The sequence below is a fragment of the Caulobacter sp. GW821-FHT05F04 genome (genome assembly GCF_059419665.1).
Map to the genome: position 1 here is coordinate 392,122 of NZ_JBWKSF010000004.1, position 12,745 is coordinate 404,866.

The window sequence follows — 12,745 nt, forward strand, 5'->3', positions numbered from 1 at the left end:
CCGGCCGATCCCGCGAGGCGAGTTCGGATGGTGGTGGCAGCCGTGGTGGTGCGGCAGGCGGGTCATCGGGCGGGGGTGTAGCGGATGAGGGGCGGCGGGGGAAGGGGGGCACGGTGATTGATCTGACACCAAAAGCGCCAAAATACTCGCCCTCTCAACCATCAGCTGATAGCCTAGCCGCCTTCATGCGAAAGTGAGCATTGAAGGCGTAGAGATATTTCCACCGCTATCGGCAAGAAAAGAAAATGCTCCCCTTCACGAAGCTCAACGTCGGATTTGCAAACGCCGAGAACTACAGGAAGCGTGAGAATAAGGAACTTTTGTCAAAGTATTTTGTGAGAGACGAGTTTCTTGAAAAAATCCTAGATCACAACGTCTACTTCCTTATTGGAGAAAAGGGCACCGGCAAGACTGCATATTCAACATACCTCAGGAATAATTTTTACAAAAGGAAGCACGCTTTTACATATGACGTGCGACAAACCGAATACCAGAAATTTCTTGAACTAAAGAGACTTGGACACCTGCCACTAAGTCAGTATTCCGAGGTTTGGCGCACCCTACTCCTAATCCTGTCAGCCACAAGCATACTTCACAGCTCCGGCACGCCCGATTTCCTAAAACGATTTACAAAATTGAATGGCCTGAAAAAGGCGATCGATGAGTTTTACAATCACGCCTTCGCGCCAGAGATTGTGAAGATCATTAATTTTGTTGAATCTTCAGAAATCTCTACGTCATTGATCGCCAAGCACCTGGGAAACGAGGCAGGGGCCAAATCAAATGTAAAGTCAGAAAAAAAGGACTCGAGCACCACCTTTCAGACGAACTTATTGAGCATAAGACATTCATTTGAAAATGCGCTGGAAGCGGCAAAGATAGATGATGATCACATCATCTTTATAGATGGCATAGACGTTCGCCCGTCAGACATTGCCTACAACGACTATTTTGAGTGCGTTCAAGGCCTGATAGAGGCCGTTTGGACTCTCAACAACGATTTTCTTGCGAATATCAGAGACTCTAAAGGACGTATTCGCGTCGTCCTATTAGTTCGACCTGATATTTTCCTCCGTACGGGACTTCATAACCTTAATACAAAAATTCGCGACAATGCCGTTTTTCTAAACTGGGCCACCACCTATAAGGACTACCGTACATCATCGCTTTTCCGCGTTGCCGATAGGCTTTTAGCGGCACAACAAAGCGAGCCGCCCGCAGCAGGTGCCGCGTGGGACCATTACTTCCCTTTTTACGCCGAAAACGTGAAATCATCTGAAGTAAATGGAGAATCTCAGACAAATTCATTTTTGGCATTTTTAAGATTCAGTTACTATCGTCCGCGCGACATTAGCGCAATGATCAGCACTATGAAGGATATACTCTCGCGACGCGGCGAAGTTAAATACGTCACCGCCACCGATTTCAGCGACCCGTCCTTCAGAGATTCGCACGCCGACTATCTTCTTGGAGAAATCAGAGACCAGTTACTATTTTACTATTCTCAAGAAGAATTCGATCTATTCTTGCAGTTTTTTTCCCACCTGAACGGGAAGCGCAAATTCTCATACAAGCAATTTGTGGAAGCTTTGGGATCTTTCGTCTCAAGTTGCGAGGCAGATGGAAAGCAGCTTCCGCAATTCTTCGATTCCGCAGATGTCTTTTTGCAATTTCTATATGAGCAAAACGTCATCTGTTACATTGAATCTGATGAAGATGAAGAGCGGAGCGAGCCTTTTATTCGGTGGTGCTTCAGAGAGAGAACGCCATCGAACCTCTCACCCAAGGTTCGATCACATGTCGACTACGAGATATTCTATGGCCTCACCAAAGCCTTGAACGTAGGTCGACCAATTAGAATTAAGCGTGAAAGGTCTTCCCGGGAAATCGGCAGCATAATAAGGCTGAACACGAGCGGTGGCTTCGGATTTATCCGGGGCGGAGCACATCAGTCCGAGTATTACTTTAAGTACGATCAAATAAAGTTTGACCACAGCAGGCTTCGCATTGGTGATAAAGTTTCTTACGAAGTAAAGGTAAAATACGGCCGAGCTCGAGCAGAAACGATCCAGCGCGAACGTTAGGTAAAATCTTTACCCCTCCCCGCATCTCACGGCGAGACGATCGCGGGGCTGGAATTGGGGGTAGGGGGGGCGCGCTGCGGGGCACTGCCCCCCTCCACCGGCGTTCGCCGGTCCCCCTCCCCCAAGAGGGGGAGGAGCGCGGAGACTTCCGGCGGCTTTCCGCGTCCGTCGCCAGCCGACCTTGGTCGGGGCGAGCCTTTCATCTCTTGGAGGCTGCAGCGTGCAGGGCTGTAGGGGTTGGTCAAGGACCGCCTCCGGCGGCCGCGCGCGGCGACGCGGAGCGTCGTCCTTGAGCAACCCCTACAGCCCTGCGATCGTCTCGCCGTGAGATGTAAGGATGGCTCCGACCTCGGGGGTCGGATGGCGGCGAGGGGCGCCTGACGGAAACCCTCTCTCCCTCTTTACTCAACAATTCTTGTCATCCCGGCCGCAGCGAAGCGGAGGGCCGGGACCCAGGGGCAACCGCATCGCGCCGGCCCCTGGGTCCCGGACAGCCTCTACGAGGCTTCCGGGATGACAAGGGGTGGGGATTGAGCGCGCTGTATCCCCGGCGTTCGCGGAACCGAACCCTGCGAAATCAACGACTTCTCACTTTTACGCGCCGCTGAATGATCCGCGTTGAATCCGCCGCGATACTCAGAGCTGTCCCCGTCGCGGGGGAGGGCGTTTGGATCCGGCCCAATACGGCGGCGGGGGTAGGTTGAGCGGGGCCGCTGGCGGTTCCTGGAGGCTCGAAGGTCGCCCCGTCCGTACTCTTTAGGCGGATCGGCTGGCGAACGGGCGGTCTCCGGGGCCAAAGCCATCAGCGGAGCGACAGGGCGGTGATCGTATAAGCCGCCTATCGTGGATCGTCGGGGTCGAGACGGATGTAGCCGATCGACTTGGTCCGCGCCCGTCCGGGGGTAAACGGGGACCCGAGCAGACAACGCTCACGCCTCCCGACCTCACGGGCAAGAACAGCCTGGCGGAGCGGTCAGCGAGCCGAAACAAAAACAAACCCTACGGTCTCCGGGTTCGCCCGGCCGCTCCGTCGCCTCCCCACACGCCTTCAGCGGCCGCGCCGCGTGAAGCCGATCCCCCTTGCCCCCCACCTGACCGCCGCGCGGTCGTCCGCCCCCGCAAGGGGCGGAGCAGCAAGAGACAGGAGAACCGCATGCCCAAGTCCAAGCCCCCGCGTCGCAAGCGCCCCCGTCACGTCGTCTCGCGCACCCGGACGCTGCTCGACTTCTATGACGACCTGGAGCGGATCACGGCCCAGGCCGAGCGCGAGGCCGAAGCGCTGGCCGACAAGGTCCCGCCGGCGGAGCTGGCGATCATGCGGGCGACCTGCGCCGAGAACCGGCGGATCTTCGCCGAGGGCCGGGCCGAGCTGCTGGCCCCCAGCCGCACGCCGGTGCTGGATCGCCTGGCGACCGAGGCGCGCCAACGCGCCAAGTAATCGCTGTTCAGTCTCGATCCGCCCCGGTCCTGTAAATGATTTCTTAAGTCGAGCGCGGGCCGCGGCCAGATTTATCCACATGAGCCGCCGGTATAGAAAGATGAACGCCCTGTAATATAACCGCGAAGTAACGCACCTTTCGGTCTTGTAACTTGAGATGAAGACCCTACGCCGTCACAGCTTCCCGTACCGAGGGGAACGTTGATGACCAAGACCATGCTGATGGCCACCGCGGCCATGCTGTGCATCGCCAGCGCGGCTCACGCCGGCGACGCCGACAAGGCGCCGGCCGCTCCGATTCCCGCCGGCCAGGAGGCGGCCCTGGCCCCCGTGCCGACTGGCCCGACCGACAAGGCCCCGCTGGATGACGCGGCCCAGCGCGGGGTGCTGGTGTTCCAGCCGGAGTTCTTCGCCGCCCAGCGTCCGAACACCGCCCAGGACATGGTCAACCGGGTGCCGGGCTTCATCATCAACGACGGCGCCGGGACGCGCGGCTTCGAGGGCGCGGTCGGCAACGTCCTGATCAACGGCGACCGTCCGGCGTCGAAGAACGACACCAGCTCCAACGTGCTGGGCCGCATCCCGGCCAACCGGGTCGAGCGCATCGAGCTGATCCGCGGCGGCGCCCCGGGCGTCGACATGCAGGGCTATTCGGTGATCGTGAACGTGATCCTGAAGAAGGGCGTCAGCCGGCAGTCGATCCTGACCTGGAACGCCATGCTGTTCGACGGCGGCCAGGACCTCTACGGCGGCACCTACCAGTTCACCGCCACCAATGGCGACAAGACCTGGAGCGTGACGCTCAGCGACAGCATGAGCAGCAGCGACAGCAACGGTCCGGGGACGAACGTTCGCCACGATGGGACCGGCAAGCTGATCCGCGACGAGAAATACCTGAACGACGGCTATGGCGGCGGGCGCGGCGTTCGCGGCAACCTGTCGACCCCGTTCAAGGGCGGCAAGCTGGAAGCCACGGCGCGCTTCGGCGTCAACGACTGGCAGCAGTGGCAGCAGCTGAGCTCGCCCGTCGCCCTGCGCCGCAGCGACTATGCCGAGGAGAGCCACACCACCGAGCTGGGCCTGACCTACACCCGCCCCCTGGCGCCGAAGTGGGCCCTGGAGACGCGGGCGATGTACTCGTTCGAGAATTTCGACAACGCCTCGACCAGCGACGAGACCCTGAACGGCGCGGCCAGCCCGCAGCAGCGCTTCACCGCCGACGGCGACGACTCCGAGTCGATCCTGCGCGGCCTGCTGCGCCACGACTTCTCCAAGGCCATCACGATCGAGGCCGGGGCCGAAGTCGCCTACAACATGCTGGACGTGAAGCAGGCCTATTCGGTCGGCGGCGTGGGCGTTCCCTTGCCCTCGGCCTCGGTCAAGGTCGAGGAGCTGCGCGGCGAGGCCTTCACCAAGGCCACCTGGCGCGTGAACCCCAAGCTGACGCTGGAGGGCGGCCTGCGGCTGGAGAAGTCGACGATCAAGCAGTCGGGCGACGCCAGCAACGAGAAGAGCTTCTTCTACGCCAAGCCGCGCTTCCTGGCGACCTGGACGCCGGTGGCCAACAACCAGCTGCGCGTGCGGTTCGAGCGCGAGCTGGGCCAGCTGGACTTCGAGGACTTCGCCGCCTCGTCGGACCTGGAGGACGAGACCGTCTATGGCGGCAATGTCGACCTCAAGCCCGAGCAGCGCTGGATCAGCGAGATCGGCTACGAGCGCCGCTTCTGGGGCGAGGGCGTCATCTCGATCACCTATCGCCACGACGAGATCATCGGCGTGATCGACCGCCTGCCGCTGCCGGACAACCTGTCGGCCACCGGCAATATCGGCGACGGCACGCTGGACCGCCTGTCGCTGAACATCGTGGCGCCGACCGACAAGCTGGGTATCAAGGGCGGCCGCTTCACGTTCAAGAACGACTGGAACGAGACCCATGTGAAGGATCCGACGACCGGCAAGGATCGTCCGATCACCAAGGTGCGCCCGACCCAGGCCAATATCGGCTTCCAGCAGGACCTGCCCAGGCATCGCATCCAGTGGGGGATCAACTGGCTGCCGCTGCTGGGCCAGGGCACCTACGACGTCGACCAGACCAACGTGTGGCGCGGCTCGAACTACTACGAGGCCTTCACCGAATACAAGCCGACCCCGACCCTGGCGATCCGCGCCCAGCTGAACATCTGGGACGACTACACCATCCGCCGCACGGTGTTCGCCAACCGCGCGCCGGAACGGGCCGTGGCCTATGTCGAGGACCGCGCCATCAACCCGCGGACCTTCGTCAGCCTGCGGGTGCGCAAGACGTTCTAGCGGCGGCTACTTCTTCAGCCGCCGGATCAAGGCCGTGGTCGACGGGTCATGCTGGCCCGTCGTTCCGCTCTCCAGCTCGGGCAGGATGCGGTTCGCCATCACCTTGCCCAGCTCGACGCCCCACTGGTCGAAGCTGTTGATCCCCCAGATCACGCCTTCGACGAAGGTCTTGTGCTCATAGAGGGCGATCAGGGCGCCGAAGGTCTGGGGCGTCAGGCGCTCCAGCAGCAGCAGGGTCGAGGGCCGGTTGCCGGCGAAGGTGCGCTGCGGGGCCAGGGTGGCGATCTGCGCCTCCGGCACGCCCTTGGCCGTGAGCTCGGCGACGACATCCTCCGTGGTCCGACCGACCATGAAGGCCTCGGCCTGGGCCAGCAGGTTCGACAGCAGCTTCTCGTGCATCCCGGCCGGACCCTCGTCGGACCGGGCGACGCCGATCAGCTCCATCGGCGTGATGTCCGTGCCCTGGTGCATGCACTGGAAATAGGCGTGCTGGACGTTGGTCCCCTCGTCGCCGAACACCACCGTGGCCGTGCCGCGCTTGGCGGGCTGGCCATCGGGACCGACCGACTTGCCGTTCGATTCCATCTCCAGCTGCTGCAGGAACGACGCCAGGCGGCGCAGGCGGTGCGAATAGGGCACGACCGAACGGGCCCGGCGGTCCAGACCATTGCGATTGAAGATCTGAGCCAGGGCCACCAGCACCGGGGCGTTCTTGTCCAGCGGCGCGGAACGGAAGTGCGCGTCCATGGCCGCGCCGCCATCCAGGAAGCCCTGGAACGCGTCCCACCCCGCCGCGACGGCCACCGACAGGCTGACCGACGACCACAGCGAATAGCGGCCGCCGACCCAGTCCCAGAAGCCGAACACCCGCTCGTCCGGCACGCCGAAGGCGGCGGTCTTGTCCAAGGCGGTCGAGATGGCGGCCAGGTGCTGATTGGCGCCGTCCTCTCCCAGGGCGGCGGCCAGCCAGGCGCGCGCGGCCCCGGCGTTGGCCAGGGTCTCCTGCGTCGTGAAGGTCTTGGAGACGACGATGACCAGGGTCTCCTCGGGGTCCATGTCGGCCGTGGTCAGGGCGAATTCGGCGCCGTCGACATTGGCGATGAACCGCAGGTCGATCTGGGTCTTCACGGGTCGCAGGGCGTCCCACAGCAGGCGCGGGCCGAGGTCCGACCCGCCGATGCCGATATGCAGGATCGCCTTGAACGGCTTGCCGGTCGCGCCCTTGATCTCACCCGAACGGATGGCGTCGGCGAAGGCCTTCATCCGCTGGCGGACGGCCTCGACCTCGGCCATCACCGGCTGGCCCAGGGCCTTGAAGTCGGAGTCGGCCGGAGCCCGCAAGGCGGTGTGCAGCACGGCGCGCCCCTCGGACGAATTGATCGCCTCGCCGCCGAACATCCGGGTCCGTGCGCCTTCGACATCGGCGGCGTGGGCCAGGTCGAGGGCGGCCTCCAGCCCGGCCTCGTCCCAGGCCTGTTTCGAGAGATCCAGGTGCAGGCCCGCGACGTCCAGGGTCAGCAGATCCAGACGGTCAGGCTCGGCCGCGAAGAAGTCGACGATGCGCTGTTCGCCCGCGGCCTTGGCGGCGGTTTCCAGGCGGGTCCAGGCGGCGTCGAGATCGGCCATCGGTAGTCCTCTGAATCTTGGTAAATCGCTGTTTACGAAACCGGGCTTATCAAACACCTGCCGCCACGTCATGGCAGACCAATGACGTTTTTTGCGGGAGTCCCCCATGTCCTGTGACGCCGTCGCCTTTTCCGCCATGCTCTGGATGGCTTCGTTCAATCCCGGATCGGTCACAGGCCCCGCGCCGGCCGTCGTGCAACAGCCGCTCATTCCGCAATCGGTCGCCGGCGAGCCGCTGTTCCTCGACATCGTCAAGCGCGCCAGGCAGCTGAAGGCCGAGACGGAAGGCTACCGCAAGGCGCTGGCCAAGGCCGACCCAACCGGCGCGGCGACGAAGCTGAAGAGCTTCGATGCGTTCTCCACCCGGATCGGCGACCTCTCGGCGCTGGACATGAAGGGCCACGTGACCCTGAAGGAGCGCGGCGCGGTCGACGATCTCAAGTGCATCCTGCGCGGCATCAGCCAGGACCTGCCCGAGAAGCTCGCCGCCGTCGGCGCGGCCACGACGATCAAGGCCCAGGACCTGGCCCTGCGCGACATGGCCTATCTGCTGAACGACAATGTCGAAGTGATCACCGCGCCGCCCCAACCGGCGGCCTAAGGCCGAAACTTCGCCATGGTCGCTTGATACCTGACCGCCGGGCGCTCAGAAGATCGCCCTGACCCTTCCTGCTCTCCCCGGCTCGATGTCCCGCACCAAGACCCTCGCCGCCGTCGTCGGCTCCGGCCTGCTCCTCGCCGCCTGCGCCAGCGAGACGAACACCACCGTCTTCGTGCCGGTCGTCGCGCCGGTGCTTCCCAGTTCGCTGACGCCGCAGCCGATCATGCTGTTCAACCAGACCAAGGACGGCCGCAAGCTGTTCACCCTGGACGCCGAGTTCCCCTATTGCGACGTCGAGACCGGCAAGGTGATCGTGGTGCCGCGCTGGTACGTGACCGACTTCGCCAGCGTGCCCTGGTACGGCCAGGGCTTCGTTGATCCCCAAGGTCCGACGGCCCGCGCCGCCATCGTCCACGACTGGCTCTACACGATCGGCGAGCCGGGCAAGCGCGAGGAGGCCGACCAGATCTTCCTGCGGGCGATGCTGAAATACGGCGTCACGCCCTTCCAGGCCAATCTCGCCTATCAGGCCGTGCGGCTGGGCGGCGAAAAGGGCTACGGCCTGCCGACCGACTGGCGCTTCGTCGACCCCAAGCGCCAGGAGTTCACTCAAGCCCCGCCGTTCGCCAAGCCGCGCACCGGCATGGTCCGCTACCTGCCCAAGTGCCAGGGCTTCGGCGCCCTGATCCAGACCGGCTGGCGGGCCTATCCGGTCAAGGTCAACGCCCCGGTGATCCCGCCGCCGCTGGTCGTGACCAAGACCCCGCTGGACAAGGTCAAGGACAGGCTGCCCTTCGGCAACGACAAGAAGAAGTAACTAGGCCCCCGCCTTCTCGATCGCCTCGATGACCATCCCCTCGGTCAGCAGCTGAGGCAGAATGACCGGCGCGCCGCCGCCCTTCGGATAGACCACGTAGAGCGGCACGCCGACCCGGTCGAACTCGGCCAGGGCCTTGGCGATGACCGGGTCACGATTGGTCCAGTCGGCCTTCAGATAGACCGCGTTCCGGGCCTTGAAGGCCTCGGCGACCTTCGAACCCGAGAGAGCGACCTTTTCGTTGACCTGACAGGTCACGCACCAGGCGGCGGTGAAGTCGACCAGGATCGGCCGGCCCTCGGCCTGCAGCGCCTTCACCTTCTCCGGCGACCAGGCTTCCGCGGTCAGGCCAGGCCCCGAGGGCGCGGCCTCACCGGCCACGGCGGCGCTCGGCGGCTGGGCGGCCAGGGCGCCGGAAGCGGCCAGGGCGATGGCGCCGGCCACCACCAGCAGAGCGATCACGGTCGAGACGGCCCCGCCCTTGCCCGCCGCGCGGCGGTTCTGAGCGACGCCGTGGAGCCAGGCGCCGAAGGCGGCCAGGACGCCGGCGGCCAGCAGTTGGCCCAGGGCGATCGGACCCGATTGCTGGGCGAACACCCAGGCCAGCCACAGGGCCGCGCCGTACATCGGGAAGGCCAGGCCCTTCTTAAGCACGTCCATCCAGGCGCCGGGACGCGGCAGCAGCTTCAGGAGGCCAGGGATGAAGGCCACCGCCACGAACGGGGCGGCGAAGCCGAGGGCCAGGGCCAGGAACACCGCCAGCGCCACGACCGGCGGCTGGGTCAGGGCGTAGCCCAGGGCGCCGGCCATGAACGGCGCGGTGCAGGGCGCGGCCACGACGACAGCCAGGGCGCCGGTGAAAAACGCCCCGGTCGCGCCGCCCTGGGCCGAAGCGCCCGAGCCGACGTTCTGCACCGAGGTCCCGATCTCGAAGACGCCCGACATGTTCAGGGCGACCAGAAGCATCAGCAGGCTCAAGCCCGCGATGACCAGCGGCGACTGCAGCTGGAAGCCCCAGCCCACCGCCGCGCCGCCAGCGCGCACCACTAGCAACAGGCCGGCCAGAGCCATGAAGGTCGAGACGACGCCCAGCAGGAACACCAGCCCCTGCAGGCGGGCCTTGCCAACGTCGTGGGCGTGGCCGGCCAGGCTGGCCGCCTTCATCGACAGCACCGGGAAAACGCATGGCATCAGGTTCAGGATCAGCCCGCCGACGAAGGCGAACAGCAGGGCGCCCGCCAGACCGCCCGAGGTCTTGCCGTCCCCGGCGGCCTTCTCGGCGGGCGGCGGCCCCATCCCCGCGGCGGTCGCGGGCGGCTCGCCCGGCGTCGCGGTGATCTCCCAGGCCCCGGCCTTGGTCGCGATGACGCCGGCCACCTCGGCCGGCGCGGTCCCGCCGCCGACGAAGTCGTAGCCCGGCTTCAGCGACAGGGTCAGGCCCTCGGGGCCGCGATCGACGACCTGGTCGGCGGCGTGCTCGATGACCTTGGGCGAATAGGGGAAGAAATAGGCGCCAGCCATGTCGGCGCCCTTCAGGGCTTCCCCGGTGACGGCCAGCTTCAGGGCCTGGCCGTCCAGCTTGAACACCGCCTTCAGACCGGCCGGCTTGGGCGCCTTGGCCAGGACGTCACCGACGACCGTCCCCCACTTGGGATCGGCGGCTGGCGCGGCCACGACCGGCAGCAGCAGGGAGAGCTTGGCCTCCTCCGGCACGCAGACCTGTTCGCAGACCAGGTAGAAGACGTCGGCGGTCAGGCTGATCGTGGTCCCGACCTGGGCGTCCGCCGCCGCGGTGATCGGCACGGGGATGAAGACCTCGCCCTCGTAGGCGTAGTCGAGCAGCGGACCCAGCCTGGCGGTCTTCGGCGTCGGCCAGACCATGTCCCCGGCCTTCCAGCCGGCGGGCAGGGTCCAGGTGATCTTGGTGGCCTCGCCCGCGTCGCCTGGATTGCGCCAATAGGTGTGCCAGCCGGGAATGATCTTCTGGCGCAGGGCTACATAGACCGTGCCGCCCGGCGCGATGCCGGTCTCCTGGGCGACCAGCTCGGACTGGATATGCCCGGAATTGACCACCGGCCCGGCCAGCGCGGCGCCGGCCCCGACAGCAAAAGCAAGGAGACTCGCGGCCAGCAGGGCCTGCAGGGCGAGGACGGCTCTCTTGAGGAACATGCGCGGGTCCGGAGGACGAAAAGTCAGCGGACGAACACATGGCCCGGCCGCCCGCTCTCGACAATGGTGAAGACGCGACGGACAGTCGAGAGAGCCTGTCCATTTCGAGTGATTCACCCGAAATGGATAAACAGGCTCGTTCTTTTGGCTCAGAGAATGGCCTCCGCCATTCTCTGTGGAATCAACTGGAGCCGCCCATGCCCGCCGCGTTCGACGACATCGAGATCGGCCAGGTCGTGAACCTGGGCTCGCGGGCCGTGGACGGCAAGGCGCTGGACGCCTTCATCGCCGCCTTCACCCCCGGCTGGCCGGTCGAGAACGGCGCCCCGGACGGCATGGTCTTCGCCATCTGGACACGCCTCGATGGCGAGGCCAGCGCCGCCTGGCCCCAGACCAAGCGCCTGGGCGTCGACGCGCTGCGCTGGATGCGCAACCCGCCCGTCGGCGAGTTGCTGCGCGGCCGCATGACCGTGATGGGCAAGGACCCGGTCGGCGAGGGCAAGGGCATCGTCATCGCCCAGCACGACCTGCTCGACGAGGCCGGCCGCCTGGTCTTTTCCTGCCTGACCCGCAGCATCTTCGCGCGGTAGAGCAATTTCCGACGAAGTGGATACCGGTTCGTCGTCAGAAAATGCGTCAAAACAAGATGCTAGAGCATCACCGATCCAGTTGGATCGGTGATGCTCTAGCCGCGGCCAAGAAAAAGGGCGGCGAAGCCGAAGCCCCGCCGCCCTCTTGTCTTCAGCGCTCGCCGAACCTTAGTTCAGGTTCGCGGCGGCGGCGGTCTCGGCTTCGGCCTGACGCATCATGGTCTTGTTGACCAGACGGTCCCAGCCGAGCAGCGACACCAGGTGCGCGTAGATCTGGGCCAGGGCGCCGTTTTCCTGCAGTTCCTTGAGCTTGGCGGCCGGGAGGGCGTTCAGCTTCTCTTCCGAAACGCCGTAGTACTCGGCGACGGTAACCGGTTCGCCAGCGGCGGCGCCGGTTTCGTCCTGCGGCTGGAAGGTGGCCTTCTTCAGTTCGAACAGGTCCAGTTCCTTCAGCAGGGCGACGAACGAATCGGTGCGGCGACGCTCCAGCTCGAAGTCGTCGCAGAACTTGATGCACTGCTGGGTGTATTCGGTCGGCTCGCCCTTGGCGTCGAACAGCGGGGTCTGGCCTTGCTCGCTCAGCAGCTCCGAGCCGCGGTCGATGCAGACGATCAGGCGGTCCTGGCCGTCGTCATTGGCCAGCACGAACGGATAGCGACGGATATAGGCCGGGATGTAGACGTTCGGCTCGACCGAACCGTCGGCGCCGATGAACAGGTTCTCGGCGTTGTTCAGGCCCATCACGGCCAGCGGCACGCGATCTTCGCCGGCGAAGATCACCGGGAAGGTCAGGGCGGCCGGACCGAATTCCGAGACCGTCAGCGGCACGGCGGTGCCGGCGGCGGCGAAGGCGTACGGCTTTTCCTTGTGGACCAGGGCCAGCTTGGCGTGCTGTTCGCGGTTCAACGGCTCCGGCGAATTGTAGAACAGGACGTTGCCGGAGATCTGGCCGGCGGACTGGTTCGTTTCCATGAAGAGCTCTGCGACAAAATAAGAAACGGACGCTCGAACGCTTCAAGACGACCGCAAAGGGTCCGGCGTTCTAGCCGATCCAAAAAGAACCGGCAATCTGGACCGCCGTCATAGAGACACTCGACGGCCGTTATTCAA

Annotated in this window: 9 protein-coding genes and 1 pseudogene; 7 read left to right on the forward strand and 3 right to left on the reverse strand. The window is 64.5% G+C overall.

The features are described 5' to 3' along the window. The first annotated feature begins 245 nt into the window (after positions 1 to 245). From AC07R7_RS13390 to AC07R7_RS13405, 4 genes and pseudogenes are all read left to right on the forward strand, one after another. Positions 246 to 2,084 (forward strand): cold-shock protein, encoded by a 1,839-nt coding sequence (locus AC07R7_RS13390; protein WP_494635480.1) that lies wholly within the window; start codon positions 246 to 248, stop codon positions 2,082 to 2,084. Between the two features lie 377 nt (positions 2,085 to 2,461). After that, a pseudogene (locus tag AC07R7_RS13395) lies at positions 2,462 to 2,602 on the forward strand (hypothetical protein); the annotation flags it as partial. Between the two features lie 635 nt (positions 2,603 to 3,237). Next, entirely contained in the window at positions 3,238 to 3,522 is a 285-nt protein-coding gene (locus AC07R7_RS13400; protein ID WP_492887606.1) for a hypothetical protein, read from the forward strand. A 204-nt stretch (positions 3,523 to 3,726) separates the two neighbouring features. Then, entirely contained in the window at positions 3,727 to 5,832 is a 2,106-nt protein-coding gene (locus AC07R7_RS13405) for a TonB-dependent receptor plug domain-containing protein (RefSeq protein WP_494635481.1), read from the forward strand. A gap of 6 nt (positions 5,833 to 5,838) precedes the next feature. Here the strand turns inward: AC07R7_RS13405 and pgi are convergent, their stop codons facing one another. Further along, positions 5,839 to 7,458 carry a glucose-6-phosphate isomerase gene (gene pgi, locus AC07R7_RS13410; RefSeq protein ID WP_494635482.1) on the reverse strand — a complete coding sequence of 540 codons (1,620 nt, stop codon included), beginning with the start codon at positions 7,456 to 7,458 and terminating at the stop codon, positions 5,839 to 5,841. Between the two features lie 106 nt (positions 7,459 to 7,564). On the opposite strand from pgi, the gene AC07R7_RS13415 reads away from it, so the two are divergent. Then, positions 7,565 to 8,059, forward strand: a complete 495-nt coding sequence (locus tag AC07R7_RS13415) for a hypothetical protein (RefSeq protein WP_494635483.1) — start codon at positions 7,565 to 7,567, stop codon at positions 8,057 to 8,059. Positions 8,060 to 8,144: 85 nt separating this feature from the next. Next, entirely contained in the window at positions 8,145 to 8,876 is a 732-nt protein-coding gene (locus tag AC07R7_RS13420) for a DUF1353 domain-containing protein (protein WP_494635484.1), read from the forward strand. Here AC07R7_RS13420 and AC07R7_RS13425 read toward each other — a convergent pair whose 3' ends face one another. Then, positions 8,877 to 11,045, reverse strand: a complete 2,169-nt coding sequence (locus AC07R7_RS13425) for a protein-disulfide reductase DsbD family protein (protein WP_494635485.1) — start codon at positions 11,043 to 11,045, stop codon at positions 8,877 to 8,879. Positions 11,046 to 11,242: 197 nt separating this feature from the next. Here AC07R7_RS13425 and AC07R7_RS13430 point away from each other — a divergent pair, with 197 nt between their 5' ends. Next, positions 11,243 to 11,635 carry a hotdog family protein gene (locus AC07R7_RS13430; RefSeq protein ID WP_099581833.1) on the forward strand — a complete coding sequence of 131 codons (393 nt, stop codon included), beginning with the start codon at positions 11,243 to 11,245 and terminating at the stop codon, positions 11,633 to 11,635. Between the two features lie 168 nt (positions 11,636 to 11,803). On the opposite strand, the gene AC07R7_RS13435 is transcribed toward AC07R7_RS13430, so the two are convergent. Next, positions 11,804 to 12,607, reverse strand: coding sequence for a SapC family protein (locus AC07R7_RS13435; protein ID WP_494635486.1), 804 nt, complete (start codon positions 12,605 to 12,607; stop codon positions 11,804 to 11,806). Positions 12,608 to 12,745 lie beyond the last annotated feature (138 nt).